The organism is Mucilaginibacter conchicola, assembly GCF_003432115.1.
GTDB classification, from domain to species: domain Bacteria; phylum Bacteroidota; class Bacteroidia; order Sphingobacteriales; family Sphingobacteriaceae; genus Mucilaginibacter; species Mucilaginibacter conchicola.
In genome coordinates this window covers 282,279-308,435 of the sequence record NZ_QWDC01000002.1, presented here as the reverse complement: position 1 = coordinate 308,435, position 26,157 = coordinate 282,279, and the positions used below count along the sequence as shown (strand labels likewise).

Genomic DNA, 26,157 nt, shown 5'->3' with positions numbered 1-26,157 from the left:
AGCTTCAATTATTGCCGTTTATATTTTGTAATTGCGCCCCATAAATAATTGCATGCTTATTAAGTCTCTATTATTTCTCTTAGTACTTACGGGTACCTGCAGCCTTACTTATGCTCAGCAGGTAACTGTAAAAGGGGCCGTTTACAAACGTATATCTTCAGAGCGAATCAGCGGCGTTGCTGTTACTAACTTAAGGACAAAAGTCTTTGTAATGAGTGATGGACTTGGCGGCTTTGCTATTAACGCCATCCCGGGAGATACATTAGAATTTACCAGAAAAGATTATACGCCTCAAAAGCAAGCCGCATCTACTTACGGTATGGTGGTTTATATGCAGCCCGAAATGCAATTGAATGAAGTGCGTATAGTTGGCCAAACCAAGAAACAAGAAATGAGCGATGTGATGAATACTTACCGAAGCAAAGGTTTGTATTTTGATGGCAAACCACCTGTAACCACCTTTTTGCCGATAGGCGGCTCACCGTTAACAGGCTTTTATGAGCTGTTTGGTAAAGATGCCAAAAATCTTAAGAGGTTCGCCAGGTATCAAAAACAAGAGATAGAAGCAACAGAGGTAGATAAGCGCTATAATAAGCCTTTTATAATGCGTATAACCGGCGAAACAGATACCGCCAAAGTACAGCAATTCATGAACTTTTATCGGCCAACTTTTGAAGATCTTAAGACCTGGGCCGATTATGACCTTATCCAACATACCAAAACCCAATGGGAGTATTTCCAAAAGAACGGCGGGAAAGACAGGTTGCAGAAGTTGTATTAAGAGATCAGAGGTTGGAGATTAGGAACTTAAGCTTTATTCTTAAGATAACCAATATAGCCGTTTATCATTCTTGAACATTCTTCGCAATCGCCTTTTAAATGATCAAATGTTTCCTGACTAATCAGATTGTTATCTAAAGCTATAACGAGGTGATCTATTGTTTCTGAAGAAGAACCTCTGGCAGTTACAAGAAATTTAGCGGCATCGAGATAATGAAAGCGACCGTGACCTTCAGCGATGTTATTGCCAATTGAGCGGGACGAGCGAATAATTTGGTCCGTTAAACGATATTTTTCTTCAATAGGGAATGATTTGGTAAGCTCTGTGATATTATTTCGCAATAGCCTTGCTTTTTTCCAAACTTCAAGATCCGTGAAACTTCCCATTGATTAAATATAACTACCTAATCTCTAATCTCCAACCTCTGATCTCTCCGAACTATATCCCCAAAGCGGTACAAGCCTTCTCTGCTGCTAACTTCTCGGCGTTCTTTTTGCTGAACTCTTTGCCGGAGCCTAATACTTCACCATCAATATTTACCTGGATGGTAAATAGCTTGGCGCTTTCACCTTCCATGTTGGTGGTCAATTCAAAGGTAATGTCCTTGCCGTGGCGCTGGCACCATTCAATAAGTTTGCTTTTGAAGTTGGTCTCGGTTTGCTCGAGCGTATGGATATCAATATGCGCTTTTATGATGTGGTTTACCAGGAAATGGCGGGTAAAATCATACCCTTTGTCAAGGTAAACAGCACCTACAAGCGCTTCAAAGGCATCGCCGAGCAGGGAGCCCTGGCGGCCATTGGCTAAAATCTTTGGATCAAACTCTATCAGTTTATCAAAGCCCAGTTTGCGAGCCAGCTGATTGAGATTGTTACGGCTCACAATTTTTGAGCGTAACTCTGTCAGGAAACCCTCATCTTCATAAGGGTAAAGTTTAAACAATACCTCGGCCACTACACTGCCCAGCACCGCATCTCCCAAAAATTCGAGGCGTTCGTTACTGTTCTTTACGCCCTTGCGGATATTTTGGGCAACCGATTTGTGGCGAAAAGCCAATCGGTATAACGACAAATTGCCCGGCACGAAGCCGAGCAAATTCTTTAGAACTTTTACGTATTTTCTATTGGGCGAAAGATATAGCTTATAAAAGCGACTAATAGGCATCCAATAAGATTAATCCTGGTATTTTCTAAAAATAACGGAAGCATTGTGGCCACCAAAACCGAAGCCATTGCTTTGCGCTACATTAACTACGCGTTGTTGTGCCTTGTTAAATGTAAAGTTAATTTTAGGGTCAAACGCCGGATCATCAGTAAAGTGGTTGATGGTTGGCGGGATAATATCGTTTTTGATAGCCAGGATAGCAGCAATAGCCTCAACAGCGCCGGCAGCACCTAAAAGGTGGCCAGTCATTGATTTGGTTGAGCTGATATTGATATCATAGATACGATCGCCAAAGGCATCAGTTATAGCCTTAACCTCTTGCGGGTCACCAATTGGGGTTGATGTACCATGCACGTTCACATAATCAACATCGGCAGGTGTTAAACCGGCATCCTCAAGTGCAGCTTTCATCACCAGGCAGGCACCAAGGCCTTCAGGGTGTGGGGCTGTCATGTGGTATGCATCGGCGCTCATGCCGCCGCCAATCATTTCAGCATAAATTTTAGCACCACGAGCTTTCGCGTGCTCCAATTCTTCTAAGATGATGGTACCTGCACCTTCACCGGCAACAAAACCATCGCGGTCCAGATCAAACGGACGTGATGCAGTTGCAGGATCATCGTTACGGGTACTAAGCGCGTGCATAGCATTAAAACCACCAATACCGGCTTCGTTTATAATAGCTTCAGACCCACCTGTGATAAACATATTTGCTTTACCAAGGCGAAGGTAATTGAAGGCATCGATAAGCGAATTATTGGATGAAGCACATGCGGAAACCGTAGTAAAGTTTGGCCCGCGTAAACCATATTTAATAGAGATATGGCCAGGTGCAATGTCGGCGATCATTTTAGGGATAAAGAACGGGTTGAATTTTGGCGTACCGTCACCTTTTGCAAAGTTGACAACCTCATCCAAAAACGTTTTTAAACCACCAATGCCCGATCCCCAGATAACACCGATTCGGCTGGTGTCAAGTTTTTCGAAATCTAAACCGGCGTCTTTAACAGCTTCTTCTGTTGAAAATAAAGCGTATTGTACAAATGGATCAAGCTTACGTGCGTCTTTACGACCCAGAAAGCCATCTGCATCAAACCCTTTTACTTCACAGGCGAATTTGGTTTTGAAGTTAGTAACATCAAAACTCTTAATAAAGGCAGCGCCGCTTACCCCATTAATAAGGCCGTTCCAGTAATCTGCAACGGTATTACCAATCGGAGTAAGCGCTCCAAGCCCGGTTACAACAACTCTTTTAAACTCCATTTAACAGTTTTAGGGAGCTTATAAATTAAGCTTTAACGTTTTTTTCTAAGTAAGCAACAGCCTGGCCAACAGTACCGATAGTCTCAGCCTGATCATCAGGGATTGCAACGTTAAATTCTTTTTCAAACTCCATGATTAATTCCACGGTGTCTAAAGAGTCAGCACCAAGATCGTTGGTGAAGCTTGCTTCTGGTGTAACTTCACTTTCGTCAACACCCAGTTTTTCCACGATAATAGCTTTTACTCTTGAAGCGATATCAGACATAGTCTTTATGATTTAATGATTAATAAATTCAGTGCAAAGAAAAATAAATTATGTTAAATATCAAATTTGAAAAACCTGCGACAATAAATAGTGAACACCTGTTTATTATAAAAGGTTTGCTTTGATTCTCTAACGCCTCAAAAGTAATCAATTTGTACAGAGTAATAAATAAAATTATCCACCGCTGTAAATGTTGTATTGTGTTGATAATGAGTTATTAAATGTTTTGCACGTGCCCTGCCAGGTTTATCCGGTTAAACTTTTAACGCCTGAAAATGGCGCCGAAAATGAAAAACGGATGAATTTTAAAGGTTGGTTTATCTGTGGTAGTAAACAAAACTTTATGCTTACCATAAGTGTTTTGTATTTTTGCCCATCAGTAATTAAAAGCGGTTGAACAGGAAGGTATTAAAGTTTGAGATAGATCTGGATTTTGTGTTGATAGCCATCACCACATCATTAAAAGATTATCGCATTTGTTATTATATAAACAAATGTTTGAATTTTAATTTTACCCGTACCGATGACCTGCAATTGGATAACCATATCAATGGCAGTGCTATGCTTTTTTCGTTTTATAAGTACAGCTGGGAAACTACCGAAACCGACTTCTATTTTATTGGTAATAAGGGAACTGAAGGTTATTTGGTACCAGAAATGCGATCGGCAGATTATTTTATAATGATCAAAAATTATATTGATGATGATGACCTGGACGGCATCATTTCGGGCCTTAATAAGATACCCGAAATTGTTGCCGCCGTAAAGATTGACCCAAAAAAAATAAAATCACGGGAAAATCTGTTATTTTAGCCAAAATTTTAAAAAATGTGTACTTAATACACATTGATTTATAATAGCCTGAATTAATCTGAGAATATGAATTTTAATTATAATCGTACCAAGATCGTTGCTACAATGGGCCCGGCCTCGGCCAAGAAAGATACATTACTGGCAATGATAAGGGCAGGTTTAAATGTTTGCCGCCTTAATTTTTCGCACGGTAAGCCCGAAGATCACAAAAAAGTAATTGACATTATTCGCGAGATAAACGCAGAATACAAAACCAACGTAGGTATCCTTGCCGATTTGCAGGGTCCTAAAATACGTATCGGTTTGGTTAAAGATGGCGGTATACACCTTGTTAATGGTACACGCATTAACATTACTACGCACGAGTGTATTGGTGATGATAACCAGATCTACATCACTTACCCAAGCTTTCCGCAGGATGTACAGGCAAACGAGATCATCTTGTTAGATGACGGTAAACTGCAATTAAAAGTTATTGATACCAACCGCAATGACACTGTTATTTGCGAAGTGGTACACGGCGGTATATTAACATCTCGTAAAGGTGTTAACCTGCCAAATACAAAAGTTTCTATCCCAAGTTTAACACCAGAGGATATTGAGAACCTTCATTTTGCTTTAGAGCAGGATGTAGATTGGATAGGCCTTTCTTTCGTACGTACCGGTGCTGATATTGTTGACCTTAAACGCATCATTCGCGAGAGTGGTAAAGGTGCGCGCGTTATTGCTAAGGTTGAAAAACCAGAGGCTATCGAAAACATCGACGACATTATTGCTGCTACCGATGGTGTGATGGTTGCACGTGGCGACCTTGGTGTTGAGTGCCCGCTTGAAGAGGTGCCTTTGCTGCAAAAAATGATCGCTAAAAAATGTAGAGATGCATCAAAACCGGTTATTGTTGCTACGCAAATGCTGGAGTCAATGATCACTACCCCGCGCCCTACACGTGCCGAGGTTAATGACGTTGCAAACTCGGTATTAGACGGTGCCGATGCGGTAATGCTTAGCGGTGAAACATCAGTTGGTGAGTTCCCTGTTATAGTTATCGAAACTATGGCTAAAATTGTGCGTAATGTTGAAGAACTGGGTTACCCGTTCAATGCTGAGAAAGCTGAGAATAAAGATACTGCTTCTACAAGCTACCTTAGCGATGCACTTTGTGGCTCTGCCGTTTACCTGGCCGAGCATACTAACGCTGTAGGTATCGTTTCAATGACCACATCTGGTTACACTGCATTTGAGATATCAAGCTACCGCCCTAAGGCAGGTACTTATATCTTTACATCAAACAGGCAATTGCTAAACTCATTAAGCCTTGTTTGGGGTGTGCGTGCGTTCTACTACGATAAACTGGAAAGCACAGATCAAACCATTGCTGATGTTAACGCTATCCTTAAATCGGAGCAGTTCCTGAAATCGGGCGATGTAGTGATCAATACTGCCGCAGTGCCAATTACAACACAAGGCAAAACCAACATGATCAAAGTAAGTGTTATTGATTAATATTTAGAGATCAGTTATCGGAGATTAGTTTCCCGATTATTATAAAGAAAAGGGTTAAGCGATGAGCTTAACCCTTTTTGTTGTAATAGCAAGTAAGTTACTTTTTCCAATAGATTGTTAATCTTATCCTATGGGTTATTGCCTGGAATATCATGAATAGTTCGGCATGCATATCTTCTGTGTCCCAGATGGTTTTCCTGGATAGGTATTTACTATCACCATAGGGGATCTCTACAGCTGCAGAATCAGTGGTGTCTGGTCTTCCCAATTGGCTTATGGCAATATCCCGTATCCGCTCATATTCATTATTATAACTTTTGAATTGCTTATTTTCGGCAGCCCATAGTTTTTGCTTATCAAATAAATTACCATACTTTTCCTTTTCCCAATCGTAAGAAACCAACCTTAAAGTAGAATCAGCCGGGGTATAAAAGTATTCTGCAGAAACCGGGAGCATCTTGGTCTCTGATCTTTCTACAACCACGGGTAGCGTAACCTGGTATTTATCAAATAAGGGATAATAATCTTTTGACAGGTAAATGTTCCTGGTAGAAAATTTCGAATTGGGATTGATCTGTTTTTCGAAAGCTATGGCCTCCGAAATTTTCGATTGCTTTGTCCAGATCTGTTCTTGTGCAAAAACCTGTATTAAATTAAGGCATGCAACAAATGTGATAATAGGTTTAAGGTACATTTACTTATTTCGCTTTTTCTTTTTCCTCATAACTCTTCGGATCAAGCGCTGCCGGCGACCAGCCTTGCAGAAACTCCATCACTTTCTCTTTGCTGTGGCCTTTGCCTTCTTCAAGGTAGCCTGAATTTTGGGTATGCAAGCGGTTGCCCTCGCCATCTAAAACCACAAACACCGGGAAGCCGAACCGTTGCGGATAGCCAAGGGCGGCCAGCACTTTTTCGTTCTTGTTTTCGGGGCTGTAGTTTACGTGGAGTACCACATAGTTATCAGCAAGGTATTTGTTAAGGTCGGCATCTTTAGTAACCAGGTCATTAAAGCGCAGGCACCAAACGCACCAGTTACCGCCAATTTGCAGCAGCACGTTTTTGTGTTGCGCTTTCGCTTTTTTAATTGCTGCAGAAATATCGGCTTTAGCGTCAGCTGCAGGGTTGTATATTTTAGGGCTTTCGGTCTTAGGTGCATCCTGGGCTTTTGCAGCTACAGAGGCAAAGGCAAGGGTGGCTATTAATAATATTTTCTTCATGACGATATTCGCTTTTGCTAAAGGTAGTTACTGAGGCATGAAAATACATCTGCCACAGGTAAATTTAACGTGACATAAAAAAGCCCCTCAATTATAATTGAGGGGCTTTTTTAAAGATCTTTATTTTTAATGGGCGTAGCCCTGACTTTTAAATGTATTTTGTGTCTTTGAGTTCCTCATATCGGGAACAGGTTTCCCCTGCCTGTGAGAAGTATTTGTATTAACCGCATTCTTTTTCTCGTTATTGCGTATCAGCCTGCGGCGGCGTTGCTTTAAGCGGTAACGCTCTGTCCAATGGTCAAAAGTGCCTGTTAGCGCTAAAATACCACCTACTACAAACACAACCATCATAAAAACCACAAACAGGTGTAATAAATTCGAAAACAGATTTTCCATAAATTATATCTTAAAATGTCAAACTATGTAAGGCAATTGCCGTGCCTGTTTTAATTATATTTCAGACAAAAGTAGATCAAATACCGCGTTGCAGATACATTGTGGGCCGTTTCTTATAAACTCCTGAAAGTACCACTTATTATATTAATCACGACTGTTTTTGTATACAATGGCCTACAAACAGCTGTAAGTGGCTGGTTATTAATGGAAAAAATATTACCCAATGGTTAAATTTTATTAAAACCACAGGTTGTATAAGTTAAATTTATTGATTTTTTCGGCCGAATTTTGCGATAGATAAGAGTTTAAAAACGCTTTAAATTGGTGGCTTTTATCAGTTCGCCGTAAGGTACCTCAACAATCTCGTGCAGGGTAAACCAAGGCGAACCATTTTGCAGTACCTGGATGTTTTGCGCAGGCATAAAACTTTGCGCCAGCAAAAACTTTTTCTGGTGCGATGCATTCTCGGCCACCTGCAATACTATAAAGCAATGCCCGGGTGAGCCGCCTTTTATAAATACATCACCGGCTTGTATATCATTGGCGTTGGTAACGGCATTTAGTTCTTTTTGCAGCGATATGGTGCCTGCGTATGAAAACACGAGGCTAAGGTACCGCATAAAATTCTCGCGCGAATAATCTTTCTTGCCTTTCAGTACCCACTTCTCTTTAACGTAGCGGTAACCGTTGGCATAATGCACAAAATCGCATTTAAAGCCGCTGGTGAAGTTGAAACTGATGTTCTGATAATCTTTACGCTCATAAAGGTATTCGGCACGCAGGCGTATAACCGCATCGGCACATTGCTGCAGGTCCTGGGTGCCAACGCTCATATCTATTACGGCTGCAGTGTAAGGATCGGTGCGTGCGATTGCTCCTTTATAAGTTAGCGTATGTGTACCTGCGGGTTTCAGGGCTAATGTCTGCAGGTAAGCGCCAAAACTACCTGGGGCAGATACTATCTTTTTATATCCCGAAGGAGCAGCAAAACGGTGATTAACGCTATCTGCAGGTAAAAGCGAGGCAGCGGCAAGGATAAGGCAGGTTATAAAAGTTCTCATTTTTTTACCGATTGTTTAAGTTGCTGATAAGGGTTAAAAGGAACAGGCAGGCCATTTGCAATTTTAAAAGCCGAGAAATGCAAATGCGTAGGCGATCGTTTTTTGTATGCATTTAAACCTGTGCGGCCAACCTCGGCAATCTTCTGGCCTTGTTTAACTTCGTCGCCAGGTTTCACTGTTATGGCGCGGTTATGTGCGTAATAGGTGAATATATTTGCCGCCGGGTGATACACCCAGATGAATTTGCCCCCGCGCATTTTGCTGCCGGGCTCCCATTGGTTGCTGCAGGCTACCACTATGCCGTTATCTACGGCCAGTACATTTACTGGTTGTTGGCTGCGGTCGTCAATATCATCCTGGTTCTTATCGTTTATAAAAATATCATGCGCAGGGTGGGCCGAGTGTTTGTTGCCATCCAGATAGTTGTAACCCTTATCGCTGTAACCGTTGCCATTGGTGCCGCCAATAGCATTTGTTTTATATCCCTGCAAGGGGAACATCCAATTAACCGCGGCGGGGATCTTCGCTTCCACTCTAAGTTGTGCCATCAGACCGGCAAACTCTTTAACAGCTTCGGTACGCTTAATGCTACCGTTGAGTATGCGATTATTCAGTCCGTTTATTTTCTCGCAGGTTGAGCGGAGATCTTGAGAGAATGCATTAACAAAAAACAGGGATATAATAAACGTGAGGAACGTTTTCTTCATAAATGGGTGATAAAGTTTGTAAGTTATAAACGCAGTTTTTGGGGAAATAGTTTATGCCTTATGGATGGTATATGTGCAAGGTGACGTATATTTATCTACCCGTATGGATACTAAACCCTTATCCCCTACAAAAAGAACCGCTATAATGATCGGGATCGTGTTGGTCATTATGATGTTGTTTCTTAGTGGCTTGTTTGTTCCTAAAAATATCAGCCTATCTAAGCGACTGCTTGTACACGAAGCCATAATGTGGGGAACCGCCACTTTTGCAATACTGTATGCTTTTATTGCAGAACGCCTGCCCTTATTTAATGATGAGAAAAAGCACGATGCCAACTTTTACCTCTCGTGGATATTGGGCTTGTTTGTAGCAGGCATTGGTGCCAACTTTCTTGCTAACCTTATTTGTGGCATATTCCGGATACCGTTTGATGCTAAAGCTCAGCATGAGGTAATGATATTAGTTACCAGCAATAACTGGATAATGCTTTTGTGCGCTGTTACTGCCGGTGTTACCGAAGAAATTATTTTCCGGGGATACCTGCTCGAAAAATTTCATCAGTTATTTAATGATGATAAATTAGCCATCGGCCTGTCTGCGGCATTGTTTGCATTCGGTCACTCTGGTTACCATAGTTTAAGAACAATGGTTTACACCTTTATTTTTGGCTGTTTGCTTGGCTTACATTACCGTCACTATAAAAGCATCACTGTACTTATTTTGGCGCACGCTTTTTTTGATTTGGTTATATTCCTGTATTACAAGAATACCTTTTGATAGTGCTCCCCTACATATTGCGCCTGTATTGCCCGCCAACTTCATACAACGCATGGCTTATCTGGCCGAGAGAACAATACTTACAAACTTCCATCAGGCTTTCAAAAATATTATCGCCGGCAATGGCGGCTTGCTGCAGTTGTTTTAACAATTCTTCGGCTTTGCCGGTATTGCGCTCGTAGAAACTTTGCAGGTTGGCTATCTGTACCTGCTTCTCTTCTTCGGTAGCACGGATAACCTCTGATGGAATAATAGTTGGTGATCCTTTTTTATTCAGGAAGGTGTTTACCCCGATAATAGGATATTCGCCGGTATGTTTTAGCGTTTCATAATAAAGCGACTCTTCCTGGATCTTGCTGCGCTGGTACATGGTTTCCATAGCTCCGAGCACGCCACCGCGGTCGTTGATGGCTTTAAATTCGGTGAGTACGGCCTGCTCAACCAAATCGGTCAGTTCTTCGATAATGAAAGCACCCTGGATAGGGTTCTCGTTTTTGGCGAGGCCAAGCTCGCGGTTAATGATGAGTTGTATGGCCATAGCCCTGCGAACAGATTCCTCGGTAGGTGTGGTGATAGCTTCATCGTAAGCATTGGTGTGTAACGAATTGCAGTTATCATAAATAGCATACAAAGCTTGCAATGTGGTGCGGATATCATTAAAGTCGATCTCCTGCGCATGCAGCGAGCGGCCGCTGGTTTGGATATGGTATTTCAACTTCTGCGACCTGTCATTCCCCTTGTATTTATTTTTGATAGCCTTGGCCCAGATACGCCTGGCTACGCGACCTATCACCGAATATTCGGGATCGATACCATTACTAAAGAAGAAAGACAAATTCGGCGCAAAATCATCGATATGCATACCCCGGCTGAGGTAATACTCCACATAAGTAAATCCGTTTGAGAGGGTGAAGGCCAACTGCGTAATTGGATTAGCCCCCGCCTCGGCAATGTGATAACCGGAGATAGACACCGAATAAAAGTTGCGCACCTTTTCATCAATAAAATATTGCTGAATATCACCCATCATCCGCAAGGCAAACTCAGTACTGAAAATGCAAGTATTTTGGGCCTGGTCTTCTTTCAGTATATCAGCCTGTACCGTACCGCGAACGGTGGAGATGGCTTTTGCTTTTATTGGTTCGTAAACATCAGCCGGTAAAACCTGATCGCCAGTAAGGCCGAGGAGCAGTAGCCCAAGGCCGGAGTTGCCGGGTGGCAAACTGCCGTCCTGGTATTGCGGGCGGTTGAGCTTTTTACTGTCATAAATCTTCCGGTACGCATCTTCCACCAAATGCTCCAACCCATTCTCAAGTATATATTTCTCACATTGCTGATCTATAGCGGCGTTCATAAAAAAGCCAAGCAGCATGGGGGCAGGGCCATTGATGGTCATGCTTACTGAGGTGGATGGATGGCACAGGTCGAAACCTGAATAAAGTTTCTTGGCGTCATCAAGCGTGGCAATGCTTACGCCGGAGTTGCCTATTTTGCCGTAGATATCGGGGCGGGTATGCGGGTCTTCGCCGTAAAGGGTAACCGAGTCAAAAGCGGTGGAAAGCCTGTGCGCCGGCTGCCCGAGCGATACATAATGGAAACGCTTGTTGGTACGTTCGGGGCCGCCTTCGCCGGCAAACATGCGGGTTGGGTCTTCGCCCTCGCGTTTCAGCGGGAATACACCTGCTGCGTAGGGGAACTCGCCGGGTACGTTCTCTGTCAATAACCAGCGCAGTACATCGCCCCATGCCTCGTATTTGGGCAGGGCTATTTTGGGTATTTTAAGCTGCGACAGCGAAGTATAGTAAAGCGGCTGTTTGATCTCCTTATCGCGTACCTTATATATAAAGTTATCGGCCTTATATTTGGCAACCGTTTCCGGCCATTCTTTTAGCAGGCGTTTGCAGTCGGGGTGCAGGTGTTGTTCGAGATGGTTGTATACCCTCTCTAAATCTCCCCCGATAGGGGAGACTTCCTTTCTTGCTCCCTCTCCTAAGGAGAGGGTTGGGGAGAGACTTTTTAAAATGTTTATTGTTCCTTTTAAATTATATAACTGCTGTGCTATTTTACACTGCTCATTCACCCAATCGGTATAAGCGGCGCTGTTCTCGGCAATTTCGGCCAGGTAACGGATCCTATCAGGCGGAATGATGTAGATCTTTTCAGATTCTCCTTCTTGATTCTTGGTTCTTGCCTCTTGATTCTCTAAAAGATCAACCCCGGTTTTTTCCTTCACTTTATCTATCAACGCTGCAAAAAGAGTATTCATGCCGGGATCATTAAACTGCGATGCCATGGTGCCGTAAACAGGCAGGTCTTCATCTTTGGCATCAAAAAGATTATGGTTACGCTTGTACTGCTTACGTACATCGCGTATGGCATCCAGTGCGCCACGTTTATCAAATTTGTTAAGGGCTACCAGGTCGGCAAAATCCAGCATATCTATCTTTTCCAACTGGGTAGCGGCCCCAAACTCGGGTGTCATCACATAGAGGGAAAGGTCGCAGTAATCGGTTATCATCGTGTCCGACTGGCCTATGCCGCTGGTTTCTACTATCACCATATCGTAGCCCGCAGCTTTACAGATGTCAATAGCTTCCTGCACATATTTACTAAGTGCCAAGTTAGCCTGCCGCGTGGCCAGCGAGCGCATGTACACCCGCGGATTGTTAATGGCATTCATGCGGATACGGTCGCCAAGAAGAGCGCCACCCGTTTTGCGTTTGCTGGGATCTACAGAAATAATGGCGAGGGTTTTATCTGTTTCTGACAGATATCTTCTTACTATCTCATCCACCAAACTCGATTTACCTGAGCCACCGGTACCGGTGATGCCGAGGACGGGCGTTGCAGCTCCCTCTAAATCTTCCCCGATAGGGGCGACCTTTTTCTTGATTCCCTCTCCTTTGGAGAGGGTTAGGGAGAGGCTTTTGCCCTGCTCGGCAGCAGTAATTTGCCTCGCGATATCCCCTTTATCAATTGTAATGCTCTTATCCCCCTCTCCTTCGGAGAGTGTTGGGGTGAGGTAGTCACACTCCTGCATGATATGGTTGATCATGCCCTGTAAGCCCATTTTACGGCCATCATCGGGCGAGTAGATCTTGCAGATGCCGTAGGCTTGCAGCTCGGTTATTTCATCGGGTAGGAAAACACCGCCGCCACCGCCAAATATTTTGATATGGCCTGCACCACGCTCCTGCAGCAGATCGTACATATATTTGAAGTACTCTACGTGGCCACCCTGGTAACTGGTAATGGCTATACCCTGTACATCTTCCTGTATAGCGCAGTTTACAATCTCATCAACACTACGGTTATGGCCAAGGTGTATTACCTCTGCACCGGTGCTTTGCAAAATGCGGCGCATAATATTGATGGTAGCGTCGTGCCCGTCAAACAGCGAAGCGGCAGTTACCAAACGGATCTTGTTGTGAGATTTGTAGGGCGCAGTACTTTCCATCAAATTCAGGTGTGTTTATAAACTGGTGATAACAAAAATAGCTATTTTCTATGCAAGCATAGCAACTTGTCAAAAGCGTTGAGTGCATTTTCTTAAATAAGCTGTTTTGTGAGATTCGTAAATGAGGTTTGTGTCTTGCCGACATAATGGCCTTTTTGAGCCGTTTTAATTGCGAAATTTGTAAAATAAAAGTTACGAAATATTATTATTCATTGATATTGGTGTTATGTATTTAAAATATTAACCGGTATTTAATAAGTTAAATCTCTGATAGCCTGTTATTAGGACTGGTATTAATAATTATTATCTTATAGTTTAATTTCTAATCCAATTTTAATGACCTTTCGGTTGCTTTAATCAAAAATTAATTAAATTTGCCTCGTCAGTATTCTACAACATAAGTCGGTCTACCTTAATAAATCCGCTCGTTTACCTTACTGCCCAATACCCTTCAATACCCCCACCCTAATTAAAATTATTTAAACATTGCTGTTTAACGGCTTTACTATGCGCGCAATTTTTAGTTGTGTGCTTAAAGATATTTCACGCTTGTTGTTCTTTATAAGATCAGTTAATTAGTTAAGCAACCCTCTTTAAGGCGTAGAGGGTTGCTTTTTTATCAAATGCTCAAACAAACGTTTATGAATAGGAGTGACGAATATGAATAGATTACTATTACTCATTTTTTTTCTTTTTAATGTTGCCATCGCGGCAGCGCAAAACAGCACAGTAACCGGAACAGTTACTGCTGCTGCCGATAAGGGTATATTGCCCGGTGTAAGTGTACGTGTTAAAGAAAGCCAGGCCGGTACCGTTACCGATGCTAATGGCCACTACTCTTTAAGCGTGCCATCAAACGCAACTGCCCTTGTATTCTCATTTGTGGGTTTTGCCCCGCAAGAAGTGCCTATTAGCGGCCGTACCACTATTAACGTAGCCCTGGCAGAAAGCAGCCAGCAACTGGGCGAGGTTGTGGTAACTGCATTGGGTATATCACGCCAGGAAAAATCATTGGGTTATGCAGCCCAGCAAATTAAAGGCGAAAACCTTACCATGACCCGCCAACAGGATTTTAATACGGCGCTTGCCGGTAAAGTATCTGGTGTGCAAATACTGGGTGGTTCGGGTGCTAAATTTGGTGCATCAACCGTGCGTATCCGTGGTATCAACTCGCTATCGGGTGGTAACCCAATTTATGTAGTTAATGGCGTTGTTACTGATCCTAACTCTATTAACAATGATGATGTTGAATCATTAACGGTACTTAAAGGCCCTGCAGCTACAGCTTTATATGGCCAGCGCGCATCTGAAGGTGCGGTAGTTATTACACTTAAAAAAGGATCTAAAAAAGGTATTGGTGTATCACTAAACCAAACTACCACTTTTGAGCGTGTTTATACTTTGCCAAAGTATCAGAATGAATATGGTGGCGGCGACAGCCAGGAATGGAATGTGTATGAATACGCGGCCAATGATCCTGAATACCTGAAAAACTTTAGCGGTACCAAATATTACAACTACGATGTTGATGAGAGCTGGGGCCCTAAAATGGATGGAACCAAATATGCACCATGGTATTTCTGGGACCCGTCAAATTCAGATTTTGGTAAACTTAAATCGTTTGTTGCACAACCGGATAACGTACGCGATTTTTATCAAACAGGTGTTACCACTAATAATAATGTAGCTTTCTCAAAAGTAGGAGATACTTATAATGCGCGTGTATCATATACTAATTTAAACCGTACCGGTGTTAGCCCTAATACAAGCCAAAAACGCAATAACGTAAGCTTTAACGGCGATATGAAAATTACGCCTAAATTTACGGTTAGCGCCAATATCAACGTTTTCCAGGAGAACCTTAAAAACGTACCTTCTGAAGGCTACGGCACGCAAACATCAGGTTCGTTCAACCAATGGTTCCACCGCGATCTGGAGATGAACAAGCTGAAAGATTATCGCCGCCCTGATGGTACTTACACTACCTGGAACATTAGCGGCCCTACCGATCTTACGCCAAAATACTGGGACAACCCATACACCGAGGCTTATGTTAACACAACGCAGGCAAATAACAACCGTGTTTACGGTAACTTAACTGCTGCTTACAACTTTACAAAAGAGTTAAAGCTATCATTTATTGCCCGTGGCGATTATTTAAACCGCGACCAAAATGCCCGTGTAGGCTCAGGCACCATCAATCCTGATGCATATTCTGAAAGCAGCTACCAATACAAAGAGCATGATTATGTTGCATCGTTAGAGTATGACCACATGTTTGGTAAAGACCTGTCATTACGTGCAGGTGCCTTTGGCGAATCAAGAGAAGATCTAACCAAATACGTGTTTGCAGGTACTAACGGCGGTTTAGCCATCCCTTACCTGTACACTACCGATAACTCGCTCGACAGGCCATCTGCTACAACTATCCACACTACTAAAGTGGTAAACAGCTTGTACGGTTATGCATCATTGGGTTACAAGCAATTTTTGTATTTAGACCTGAATGTGCGTAACGATTGGTCATCTGCTTTGCCTGCAAATAACCGTTCTTACCTATATGGTGGTGCATCGGGTTCATTTGTGTTCACCGAATCCGGCCTTATTGAGAAGAACGATGTGCTTACTTTTGGTAAGTTAAGAGCATCAGTTGCTAAGGTAGGTTCAGATATCGATCCGTACCAGGTTTATCAAACTTATAACTTAAGCACGGTGCCTTACGGCAGTACACCAATACAGTTCCTGCCAAATGCATTGCCTAATCCTAACTTGCAGCCAACGCTATCAACCTCATACGAGTTAGGTACCGAGTTGCATTTCTTACGTGGCGATCGTATCCGTTTTGATTTTAACTACTATCACCGCAATACCAAGAACCAGATATTACCGCTGCCGGTTAATGGTACCACAGGTTACTCAACCATCATTGTAAATGCAGGTTCAATAGTAAACCACGGTATTGAGATGTCATTAGGTGGTACGCCTATTAAAAACAGCAACCTGGTTTGGGATGCAAACTTCAATATTGCGTTTAACCGGAATAAAGTGGTATCACTTTACCCCGAGTTTAATACCCTGCGCTCTACACCGGATGGTGCAGGTGGTTCAACCCTGTCTGGTTTCCAGGGAGCGGGTGCAACCGGTTTTGGTTTCGTAGGTTCGCCGTCATTCTCGGTTAACAGTGTTGTTGGCCAGCCTTATGGCCAGTTAATTGGCTCGGGTTTCAGGAGAGATGCTAATAACAACATTATTGTTGATGCCGATGGTTTCCCTGAGCGCGATGATAATGTAAATTTAGGCAGCATACTTCCTAAGTTTACCGGTGGTTTTACCAATAGTATCACTTACAAAGGTGTTAACATTGGTTTCTCTATCGACTATCAATACGGCGGTAAATTTGTATCGGTAACCCAGCAAAACCTTGCAGGTTCTGGTTTGGCACTGTCAACTGTAGGCCTTAACGAGAACGGCAAACCACGTAGGGACGACCCATCAACAGGTGGTGGTACTTTAGTTAAAGGTGTGCATGAAGATGGTACCCCAAACACCACTTTTGTTGATACCCGCGATTTAAATGAAGGTTATTACAGCGCCATCTGGGAACAATATACCTATGATGCAACTTACATTAAATTAAGAGAGGTTAGCGTAGGCTATAACTTGCCTAAAAGCTGGTTTGGCCGTATCCCGTTGCAATCTGCACGTTTCTCAATTGTAGCGCAAAACCCATGGTTAATTTACACCAAAGCCAAAGTAAAAGGTATCGACCCATCGCAACTGCAAACCTCGTTCTACGAAGGTGGCCAGTTGCCGGCAACACGTACCCTTGGTTTTAACCTTAATTTAACCTTTTAAGCAGAAGTATTTATGAAAAAGTATTTAAATAAAATATTGGTGGTTTTTGTTGCAGCGGCGGTGCTTACTTCCTGCAAAAAAATTACCGACGACATGAACGTTAGCCCCAACCAACCTGATGTACTTTCTACCGGCTATGGCATTAACAGTGCTATACAATGGCTTGGTGGTACAGGTGGTGGTAACGCTACAACCAACATTAATAGCGCCGCAGGCGAATTATACTCGCAATATCTTTCTGAAACATTTTACACCAATGAGTCGAGATTTGCATTGGCGCAATACGATTACCAGGGTTACTATACCGGCCCAATTGCCGATCTTAACCAGGTAATAAGGTTTAATACCGACCCAGCTTTAAAAGATGCGATAACCACTTTAAATTTTGGCTCAAATGCAAACCAGATAGCAGTAGCGCGTATTTTAAGGGCCTTTGTTTTCTTAACCGTTACTGACCGTTGGGGCGATGTGCCTTACTCTGAAGCCTTAAAAGGCCTTTCCGAGCTAACGCCAAAGTTTGATACCCAGAAAGATATCTACACCGCTCTATTCAAAGAACTTACCGAAGCACAGGCACAGTTTGATAATGGGGGCCTTTATGAAGATATCTTGTTTCAAGGTGATGTTACCAAATGGAAACACTGGGCAAACTCGTTACGCGCTGTTATGGCGCTGCGTTTAAGCAAGATAGATGAAACAACCGGTAGTGCTGAATTTAAAAAAGCGGTTGCCGATGGTTTAATGACTTCAAACCAAGATAACGCTACATATAAATATTTAGGTGAATTAAATAACGAGAACCCGTGGTTTGGTAATTACCGTAACCGTTATGACTATGGCCCAAGCGCTTTGGTAATAAATACCCTAAAGGCAAATGCCGACCCACGTTTAGAGGTTTATGCAGATACAACATCTACAGGCACAATTGTTGGTTTACCTTATGGTACATCAGGTTCGGCATTGGGCGCTTTTAAAATAGGCAATCGTAAGGTTAAGGGCAATATTTCTCAAATTGGCCCGGCATACGCAAGCCAAAGTAGCCCTACTGTATGGACAAGCTATGCGCAAATTTTGTTTGCACAGGCAGAAGCTGCGCACCTGGGTTGGATAACCGGCGGCGACGGACAGGCAGCTACCTTATACAATAAGGGTATAACTGCATCATTAGCCCAAAATGGCATAACAGAGGCGGCAACAGCCACCTATTTAGCCAAGCCGGGTGTAGTGTTTGATGCAACCAAAGCAGAAGAGCAGATAATTACCCAGAAATGGTTAGCTAATTATCTGGGTAACGGCTGGGAGTCATGGGCAGAGTATCGCCGTACAGGTTTCCCGGTGTTGTTAGATCCTGTACCAACCGCGCTTAATGCTGATAAGCATATTCCACGCAGGCAGCAGTATCCGCAATCAGAGAATGATCTTAATAAAACAAACTACAACGAAGTTGTAGCAAGACAAGGCCCTGATGCGTTGAATACGCATATATGGTGGGATAAATAATACTCCATAACTCACAATCTGATAAAGGTGGCAAAGCGAAAGCTTGCCACCTTTTTTTGTTTCATCGGCATATTTGCACATTTGAGATCTGCACATCAATCTCATATCTGCACATCTGAAATTTGCGCATCTTAAAAAAGCGTATCTTTGCGGCTATCATGATGTTAACAAACCAGGCAGGGGTACAGTGGGATAAAGGTTACAATAATTACGGCCCATGGCTTCGTGAGAAGTACAAAGGCAAGCGCGTATTTAAAGTAATTGTTGATGGCGGCTTTACCTGCCCCAACCGCGATGGCAGCAAAGGCTACGGCGGTTGTACCTATTGCAATGTAGATTCGTTTACACCATCTGTTAGCCGTAATGCAGCAACTGTGCGCCAGCAGGTAATGGAAGGAATGGAGCGCGCCCGCAAAGGCAACCGTGCCGATAAATTCATTATCTATTTCCAGCCCAATACCAATACTTACGCGCCTGCGCATTATTTAAAAATGATGTATGATGAGGCGCTAAGCTACGGTACCGAAGATATTGTTGGCCTTAGCGTAGGTACTCGGCCTGATTGTATCGACTTTGAAAAAGTGGCCCTGCTTGAAAGCTATACCGACCGCTTTGATGTTGACCTGGAGATGGGCATGGAAAGCATTTATGATGATACCCTTGCCCAAATAAACCGGGGCTGCAGCCATGATGAATTGCTGAAGGCCCTGAAACTGGTAGAGAACAGCCCGCTGGATATTTGCGTGCACACCATATTTGGCCTGCCCGGCGAAACCCGCGAAATGATGCTGGCCTATGCCGATGAGATCAATCGCCACCAACAGATTAAATTTGTAAAATTCCACCACCTGCATATTGTTGAAGGCAGCGTGATGGGGGTAAAATATAAACGCGATCCATTTAAGCTTTTCAGCCTGGATGAATACGCCGATTTCCTTTGCGACCTGCTGCCATTGGTTCGCCCGGATATTGTGATCCAACGCCTTTTCGGCCTCAGCGACCGCGAACTACTTATTGCCCCCAACTGGGGTCTAAAAAAAAGCGAGATCCAATACCGTATTGACCAACGTATTCTGGAAAGAGGCGTGGTGCAGGGGAGTGCGCTGTAGATCTGCAGATTTCAAATGTGCAGATAAGGCCAAAATAACACGGTGTCATTTCGAACGAGCGTCAGCGAGGAGAAATCATGTTATCAATGCTAAGCAGATTGCCCTATCTTGTCTAACAAGATTTCTCGTCGCCCCATTGCATTAGCCCGTCCCTCTGCTCGCTCGAAATGACATGTTAGAGAGAGCGCAATGACCCGGTGACAGCGCAGCGAATGACTCAATGACCTAAAGAATATTCCCCATTTCTCTAAGAGCAATCCAAACAATTATCTCTGAATTTTTTTTACCAATTTAACTGTTGCATTTGCATGTTATGGCTATTGGTATTTGCTTTGTATAACTATTACGAACAATTTACCGTAAAACTTAATTTTCAGATACTGTTTTGGCGCAAAAACCTCTACAAAACTATATTCCGGCATTAACGGGCGTACGTGCACTGGCAGCGTACCTGGTGTTTATTTCGCACTACGCTTATGCCTTTGATGAAAATTTTCCCCACGGCGTGCAACGTTTTCTTAACGAGTTCCATATCGGGGTAACCATTTTCTTTGTGCTATCGGGTTTTTTAATAGCCTTTAGGTATTTTGATAATTTTAAACTTACCGGCGATTGGTTTAAGCAATACCTAAAAAACAGGGTGGCGCGTATCTACCCTATGTATTTCCTGCTTACAGCGGGCGCATTTATATCCTACTATTTTACGCATGATGCTAAAACCGTTAATGGCTTTGGCAGCCCCATAGGTTTGTTCTTTATGAATATCACCTTTGTGCGTGGCTTTTTTGACCAACTGAAATTTACAGGCATAGCCCAGGGCTGGAGCTTAACGGTGGAAGAGTGTTTCTATTTCTCGGCTCCGTTCGTGTTTTACTTCGCAAAAAAATATAATAAATTCTGGTTACAATGGGCGGTGATAACACTGTTTGGTGCAGGGCTGGTAATGATATTCAGAAACGTTAACTGGTACGGTTTCTTTGGCAACTTTACCTTTATGTTCCTTTACACTTTCCTTGGCCGCTGTTTTGAATTTTTTGCAGGTATCCAGTTGGCCCTCATTGTTAAACGCAGGCAGGACAAAATTGACGGGCAAGCCAAAACCTGGTTCACCTACGGTGGTTTCCTGGCCATATTCGTCTGCGTTTGGATTATGTCCATCCTGCCTATACCAAAAGGGGAGATAGCAGGTTTACACCATCCATTCGGTATTGTAACAAATAACTATTTACTGGCTACATCCATCGCGGTGTTCTTTTATGGTTTATTAACCGAGACCACCATCCTTAAGAAAATACTGAGCTTTAAATTTGTGGAGCTACTGGGCAAAAGCTCATACATATTCTACTTGATCCATTTAGGCTGGATGTATGATCTGTTCCATAATTATTTGAACAAATGGAACGACGATATTTTTGAACTTTACGATAAATGGGGCAAGGATTGGAACTCGCCTTTTCAATATGATAACCTGAACGTACTTTATGCCTTCATAGTGCTTAATGCGGTATCCATACTGCTGTTTAAAACCATTGAGGAACCGCTAAATCATTATATTCGTCAGTCGGATTTTTTGATCAAGAATAAAGCGCGTAACCCTGAAAACAAATCTGAGGCAATAAAAGCTTAAGCTGCATTTAAACATGGTGACCAGATCAAACAAGATATTTCTACTGCTCCTTTGCATTATCACCCTTACGGGGATAAACCGCGCCCTTGCGCAGGATGATGACGAAGGCATATCAACCGTACTTACCGCAGGCAACAAGAACGCCATCTTTGGCGATCATGCCGACTATACCTTCGAGGTGAAAAATCCTACCAATACACCGCAAACAGGTACCGTATCATACCTGATAACGCAGCACGGTAAAAACATTAAAACGGCATCGCAAAAAGTAAACCTGGGTAAAAAAAGCTCACAGAAATACAGCTTCGATCTGCCGTCGCTGCCAAGTGGTTTTTACAAGATCAACTTTATGGTGAACATATCAGAGTACGATGATACCACCCGCCGTGTATTCGGTATTAAGCCTGATGTGATCCGCTCAAAATATCAGAAACCTGCAGATTTTGATGCTTTCTGGAACAAAGCCAAAGCCGAACTGGCTGCCGTTAAGCCCAACTTTAAGATAACCCCGATGCCTAAGATGAATACTGATAACCGTAAGGTTTTCCTCATCGAGATGCGCTCATTAGATAATTACCTGATAAAAGGCTGGATGACGGTGCCTATTAACTCAAACCCTAACCGCAAATTTTCGGTACTGCTGGGTTTGCCGGGTTACCAGGTTAATTTGCTGCCGATAACCGGTTTGGATGAAGACCTTGCCATTATCACCCTTAATGTAAGAGGGCAGGGTAATAGTCGTGGCCCGATAGACACCCGCCGCGATGAGTTTATTTTTTACAGGATAGAAGACAAAAATAACTATGTGATGCGCGGCGTGATTATGGATTGCCTGCGTGCGGTAGATTTTATTTGCGCCCAGCCTAATTTAAAGCATGATAATATCCTTGTATCGGGCGGTAGTATGGGCGGATATTTAGCACTGGCTACAGCTGCGCTGGATAAACGCGTTAACCTTTGTTCGGCACAAAACCCTATCCTTTGTGATGTAAATAACCTGGATGGCGAGGTTACCTGGCCTATAAACGATATTAAGAAATATATACGTACCCAACCGGGCTTAACCTTTGACAAGGTGCTAAGCAATATGAACTACTACGACGGTAAAAACTTTGCCGAACGTGTAACCTGCCCTATGATAATGGGTATAGGATTGCTTGACCCTTATGCACCGCCATATAGCGAGTATGCAACTTATAATGTAATACCCGGAAATAAAAGGCTGATGGTTTTCAAAGACCTTGGCCACGAGATATCACAATCATACAAAGACCTTGAAGGCAGATGGATGCGCGACCATTTTGCACTATTTTAAGCTAACAACATGACAATACCTAAAACTCAACTTAGAATATTCCTGATAGCCATAAGCCTTTTTACACTGGCTTATAACAGCAGTTTTGCGGGCGGTTTCCCTGTAAGGCCAAAACGTTTGCTGCTATCGCCATCGGTTAGCTACTTTTATGCAAACAGCGGATGGGATTCATTACGTCATAAAAACCCGTTCCCAAATGGCGGAGAATTTCAATCTATTGGTTTTTCGTTGTATGCCGAGTATGGCATCAGCAGGAGATTAACGGCAGTTGCTTTGCTACCTTATGTACGCAACACTTATGAAGATAGCCAGGCAAGAACAACCAGTAGCGGCCTTACCGATCTTGAGTTGGGGTTACGTTATTACGTAGCCAACATCAATTACATATACTATTTCACGGTGCAGGGTACTTACATCACGCCGTTATACAATGATCTTGGCCTGGGCTACCGCGAACAAGGTGCCGAAATAAAGCTGGCCTTTGCCGGTAGCGGTAAAGTATTTGGTAAAAACTATTACTTTACGCTGGAGAACGGTGTTCGCCAATATTTTGGCCCCGATGGCCCTACGCAGGATAGGTATACCGGTACTTTTGGTTTAACACTCGATAGGCGCTTCCATCACCAGTTATCAGTATCGTTGGGAGGTTTCTACTCGTCAAGTAAGTTTACGCAATTTTCGCCAATACAGGCGGTTAACAAAAACTTTGCGTTTAACCAGGCATCGCTTACTTACGGTTACACAGCTAACAAGCGCCTGTCTTTTTTTGCAACGGGCGGGCATTTTATAAACGGTCGTAACACCGGTAATGGTACTACGGCATCGTTCTCAGTATTAATTAAGCCTTTCAGATAAGATATTTAAAATGGTCAGATCAATTATTATAGCACTCTTACTGCTACCTGCTTATTGCTTTGCGCAAAGCGCCGAGGCTTTAATAGGTGTGGGTAATACCGAGGCTAATATTAAAAACTATCGGCAGGCGATTATCGATTTTGGTAAAGCCATTGAGATTGAGCCTAACAACGCAAAGGCATACTTCTATCGTGCAAATGCTTACAGTAACTTAAAAGAATCTGATAATGCTGTTGCCGATTACACCAAAGCCATACAGTACGACCCCAATAACGCTTTTGCGTATTTATATCGTGCCAATATCTATAATGACAAAGGCCGGTTTAATGAGGCTGTTGCTGATTTCAATAAAGCTATAGCGCTTAATCCGCGTGCAGATATGTACCATTATAGGGCTAATGCTAAAGCTAATTTAGGTGATCACCAAGGCGCCGTTGAGGATTTTACAAAAGCCATTTCGTTAGATCCGCGCGACCCATCGTTATATGAATACCGTGGTGTGGCGAAGGCTAATTTGAAGGATAACGAAGGCGCCATTGAAGATTACAACAAGGCCGTAGCGCTTGACCCTAAGAACTCTGATCTTATCTACTACCGCGCAAACTCAAAAGGTAACATGGGCGACTACCGTGGTGCTATTGCCGATTATACTGCTGCACTGGCGCTTAATCCACGTAATGCTGAGGCTATGTTTTATCGTGGCAACGCTTATGGCAATATTAAGAATTACAATGCTGCCATTGCTGATTATAAAGCTACCATCGCCTTAAATCCGCGCCTGCCTAACTTGTACAAATACCTGGCAAATGCGCTAAGCAGCAGTAACGATAAAAAAGGTGCACTGCAATACTTTGGCGAAGCCATTAAACGCGACCCCAACAATGCTGAGCTTTACCTGTACGATGGTTTGGTAAAATACAACCTTAACGATAAAGAAGGAGCACTGGCCGATTTTGATAAATCGATAGAGTTGAAGGAAACATCAGATGCTTTCCAGAGCCGTGCCGACCTGAAGCTGGATATGAAAGCTTTTGATGATGCCAAAGATGATGCCGACCGCTCTATTGAACTGGATGCCAAAAACTCTTATGCCTACGTAAGCCGTGCCCGCGCCAACCTTGAACTGAAGGATACTACCGCTGCACTGGCCGACCTGAATCAGGGTATAAGAATGAACCCATCTAACGATTACTCTTATGTATTGCTGGGTAATATTGCCGCAGGCAGGCACCAGTACGATACCGCTTTGGGTTATTACAACAAAGCCTTAAGCTACAGCCCCGGCGACTCTGAAACATTGTTAAAACGAGCCGAAACCCGCCTTAAAGTGAATGACCGCGCAGGTGCATTGGCCGACTATAAACGCATTGCCACTATTGATAAAGACGACGATAACCTGCGCGACAGGTACGTAAAATCGATGGTGCGTGCTAAGTTTTATACCGAAAGCTTGCCGCTGTTTAGTGCGTTGGTGACCAAAAATCCTAAGAATGCTAATTTTTTGGTTGGGCGTGGTGTGGCCAAACAGCATACCGGCGACCTGCCGGGTGCCATTGCAGATTACAATGCCGCTTTGAAGATAGATACCGCATCATCGCTGGCATACTTTAACCGTGGCAGTGCCAAATTTGATATGAAAGACAATGCCGGCGCACTGGCCGATATTGCAAAAGGCATCAAAATAAATGATGGCCAGGAAGATGCCTTCTTCATCCGCGGGCAAATCCGCCTGGCTATGCAGAACTACCAGGGCGCGGTTGATGATTTCAACAGTGTCACTTTTATTGATCTTGATAACACCATTGCTTACGCATGGCGCGGCCTTGCTCGCAGCCTTGCCGGCGATACCGAACGCAGCAATCTTGATTTTAATTATGCGATTAAAATTGAGCCAAAGAACCCCGAGATCTACACCCTCAGAGGTCGTGCACGAGTTAACCAGAAAGATGTTGCTAATGCCTGTACCGATTTTAAACAGGCCATTAGCCTCGGCTCAAAAACCGCAGCAGCAGAGTCTGCTAAATATTGTAAATAAGAAACTATTAACTAACTGATCTGATAAAGCAAAGGCCGGGCGTAATGCCCGGCCTTTTGTGTTTTGTTGGGATTTTGGGTAGGGGCTAACGCAATGGGGTTTCACTTTTCCTGCGATAGATAAATTTCATTATTTCTGAGATGAGGAAAATCGCCAGTACCAAGCCATTTAAAGGGTAAATAATTAAACTATTTTCATGTAGAGTATCGTATAAGAAGAGGCTATTTAACGCCAATATGATCACCCCTATGCCGGAATAATTTGAAACTTTTTGCCAAAATCTGATGTGTCTCATATTAAAGAATAAATGTCATTTCGAACGAGCGGTAGCGAGGAGAAATCTTCTACGCCATGTGTTTAGGTTTACCAGGTCGCACGTAGAAGATTTCTCGTCGCGCCATGCACTCATGCAAGCTCCTCTGCTCGCTCGAAATGACATGGTACGGTGGAATCTTC

Annotated in this window: 21 protein-coding genes; 11 read left to right on the top strand and 10 right to left on the bottom strand. The window is 43.2% G+C overall.

Going from position 1 to position 26,157, the window contains the following annotated elements:
* The first annotated feature begins 52 nt into the window (after positions 1-52).
* Positions 53-781: a hypothetical protein gene (locus D0C36_RS11000; protein ID WP_117391680.1), complete on the top strand. Its 729-nt coding sequence runs from the start codon at positions 53-55 to the stop codon at positions 779-781.
* A gap of 26 nt (positions 782-807) precedes the next feature.
* Here D0C36_RS11000 and D0C36_RS10995 read toward each other — a convergent pair whose 3' ends face one another.
* From D0C36_RS10995 to D0C36_RS10980, 4 genes are read right to left on the bottom strand one after another with little or no spacing between them, the layout of a single operon-like run.
* Positions 808-1,167 carry a four helix bundle protein gene (locus D0C36_RS10995; protein ID WP_117391679.1) on the bottom strand — a complete coding sequence of 120 codons (360 nt, stop codon included), beginning with the start codon at positions 1,165-1,167 and terminating at the stop codon, positions 808-810.
* Between the two features lie 52 nt (positions 1,168-1,219).
* Positions 1,220-1,945, bottom strand: a complete 726-nt coding sequence (gene rnc / locus D0C36_RS10990) for a ribonuclease III (RefSeq protein WP_117391678.1) — start codon at positions 1,943-1,945, stop codon at positions 1,220-1,222.
* A gap of 9 nt (positions 1,946-1,954) precedes the next feature.
* On the bottom strand, positions 1,955-3,208 hold the full coding sequence (fabF, locus tag D0C36_RS10985; protein WP_117391677.1) for a beta-ketoacyl-ACP synthase II: 1,254 nt from the start codon (positions 3,206-3,208) through the stop codon (positions 1,955-1,957).
* Between the two features lie 25 nt (positions 3,209-3,233).
* The gene (locus D0C36_RS10980) at positions 3,234-3,473 is read right to left on the bottom strand and encodes an acyl carrier protein (protein ID WP_067058906.1); all 240 of its coding nucleotides are present in this window, start codon (positions 3,471-3,473) and stop codon (positions 3,234-3,236) included.
* 393 nt (positions 3,474-3,866) lie between these two features.
* On the opposite strand from D0C36_RS10980, the gene D0C36_RS10970 reads away from it, so the two are divergent.
* Complete coding sequence (locus D0C36_RS10970) at positions 3,867-4,286, top strand: IPExxxVDY family protein (RefSeq protein WP_117391675.1); 420 nt, start codon at positions 3,867-3,869, stop codon at positions 4,284-4,286.
* Positions 4,287-4,352: 66 nt separating this feature from the next.
* Complete coding sequence (gene pyk, locus D0C36_RS10965; protein ID WP_117391674.1) at positions 4,353-5,789, top strand: pyruvate kinase; 1,437 nt, start codon at positions 4,353-4,355, stop codon at positions 5,787-5,789.
* Between the two features lie 97 nt (positions 5,790-5,886).
* On the opposite strand, the gene D0C36_RS10960 is transcribed toward pyk, so the two are convergent.
* The 5 genes from D0C36_RS10960 to D0C36_RS10940 form a co-directional block, all read right to left on the bottom strand.
* Positions 5,887-6,483: a hypothetical protein gene (locus tag D0C36_RS10960; protein ID WP_117391673.1), complete on the bottom strand. Its 597-nt coding sequence runs from the start codon at positions 6,481-6,483 to the stop codon at positions 5,887-5,889.
* A 4-nt stretch (positions 6,484-6,487) separates the two neighbouring features.
* Positions 6,488-7,006 (bottom strand): thioredoxin family protein, encoded by a 519-nt coding sequence (locus tag D0C36_RS10955; RefSeq protein WP_117391672.1) that lies wholly within the window; start codon positions 7,004-7,006, stop codon positions 6,488-6,490.
* Between the two features lie 126 nt (positions 7,007-7,132).
* A complete protein-coding gene (locus D0C36_RS10950) occupies positions 7,133-7,402 on the bottom strand; it encodes a hypothetical protein (protein WP_117391671.1) in 270 nt (89 codons plus the stop codon).
* A 305-nt stretch (positions 7,403-7,707) separates the two neighbouring features.
* Complete coding sequence (locus D0C36_RS10945; RefSeq protein WP_117391670.1) at positions 7,708-8,463, bottom strand: DUF4846 domain-containing protein; 756 nt, start codon at positions 8,461-8,463, stop codon at positions 7,708-7,710.
* Positions 8,460-9,170, bottom strand: a complete 711-nt coding sequence (locus D0C36_RS10940; protein ID WP_117391669.1) for a M23 family metallopeptidase — start codon at positions 9,168-9,170, stop codon at positions 8,460-8,462. Before D0C36_RS10940 ends, D0C36_RS10945 begins: the two co-directional genes overlap by 4 nt.
* 103 nt (positions 9,171-9,273) lie before the next feature.
* On the opposite strand from D0C36_RS10940, the gene D0C36_RS10935 reads away from it, so the two are divergent.
* On the top strand, positions 9,274-9,948 hold the full coding sequence (locus D0C36_RS10935) for a CPBP family intramembrane glutamic endopeptidase (RefSeq protein ID WP_158557103.1): 675 nt from the start codon (positions 9,274-9,276) through the stop codon (positions 9,946-9,948).
* A gap of 10 nt (positions 9,949-9,958) precedes the next feature.
* Here D0C36_RS10935 and D0C36_RS10930 read toward each other — a convergent pair whose 3' ends face one another.
* Positions 9,959-13,405, bottom strand: coding sequence for a methylmalonyl-CoA mutase family protein (locus D0C36_RS10930; RefSeq protein ID WP_117391667.1), 3,447 nt, complete (start codon positions 13,403-13,405; stop codon positions 9,959-9,961).
* A gap of 660 nt (positions 13,406-14,065) precedes the next feature.
* On the opposite strand from D0C36_RS10930, the gene D0C36_RS10925 reads away from it, so the two are divergent.
* From D0C36_RS10925 to D0C36_RS10895, 7 genes are all read left to right on the top strand, one after another.
* The gene (locus D0C36_RS10925; RefSeq protein WP_117391666.1) at positions 14,066-17,260 is read left to right on the top strand and encodes a SusC/RagA family TonB-linked outer membrane protein; all 3,195 of its coding nucleotides are present in this window, start codon (positions 14,066-14,068) and stop codon (positions 17,258-17,260) included.
* Between the two features lie 12 nt (positions 17,261-17,272).
* Complete coding sequence (locus tag D0C36_RS10920; RefSeq protein ID WP_117391665.1) at positions 17,273-18,760, top strand: SusD/RagB family nutrient-binding outer membrane lipoprotein; 1,488 nt, start codon at positions 17,273-17,275, stop codon at positions 18,758-18,760.
* Positions 18,761-18,918: 158 nt separating this feature from the next.
* Positions 18,919-19,869, top strand: coding sequence for a TIGR01212 family radical SAM protein (locus D0C36_RS10915; protein ID WP_233524468.1), 951 nt, complete (start codon positions 18,919-18,921; stop codon positions 19,867-19,869).
* A gap of 385 nt (positions 19,870-20,254) precedes the next feature.
* Complete coding sequence (locus D0C36_RS10910) at positions 20,255-21,496, top strand: acyltransferase family protein (RefSeq protein ID WP_117391664.1); 1,242 nt, start codon at positions 20,255-20,257, stop codon at positions 21,494-21,496.
* Positions 21,497-21,509: 13 nt separating this feature from the next.
* Complete coding sequence (locus tag D0C36_RS10905; RefSeq protein WP_117391663.1) at positions 21,510-22,811, top strand: acetylxylan esterase; 1,302 nt, start codon at positions 21,510-21,512, stop codon at positions 22,809-22,811.
* Positions 22,812-22,820: 9 nt separating this feature from the next.
* On the top strand, positions 22,821-23,666 hold the full coding sequence (locus D0C36_RS10900; RefSeq protein WP_117391662.1) for a hypothetical protein: 846 nt from the start codon (positions 22,821-22,823) through the stop codon (positions 23,664-23,666).
* Positions 23,667-23,676: 10 nt separating this feature from the next.
* Positions 23,677-25,701, top strand: coding sequence for a tetratricopeptide repeat protein (locus D0C36_RS10895; RefSeq protein WP_117391661.1), 2,025 nt, complete (start codon positions 23,677-23,679; stop codon positions 25,699-25,701).
* The last annotated feature ends 456 nt before the right edge of the window (positions 25,702-26,157 follow it).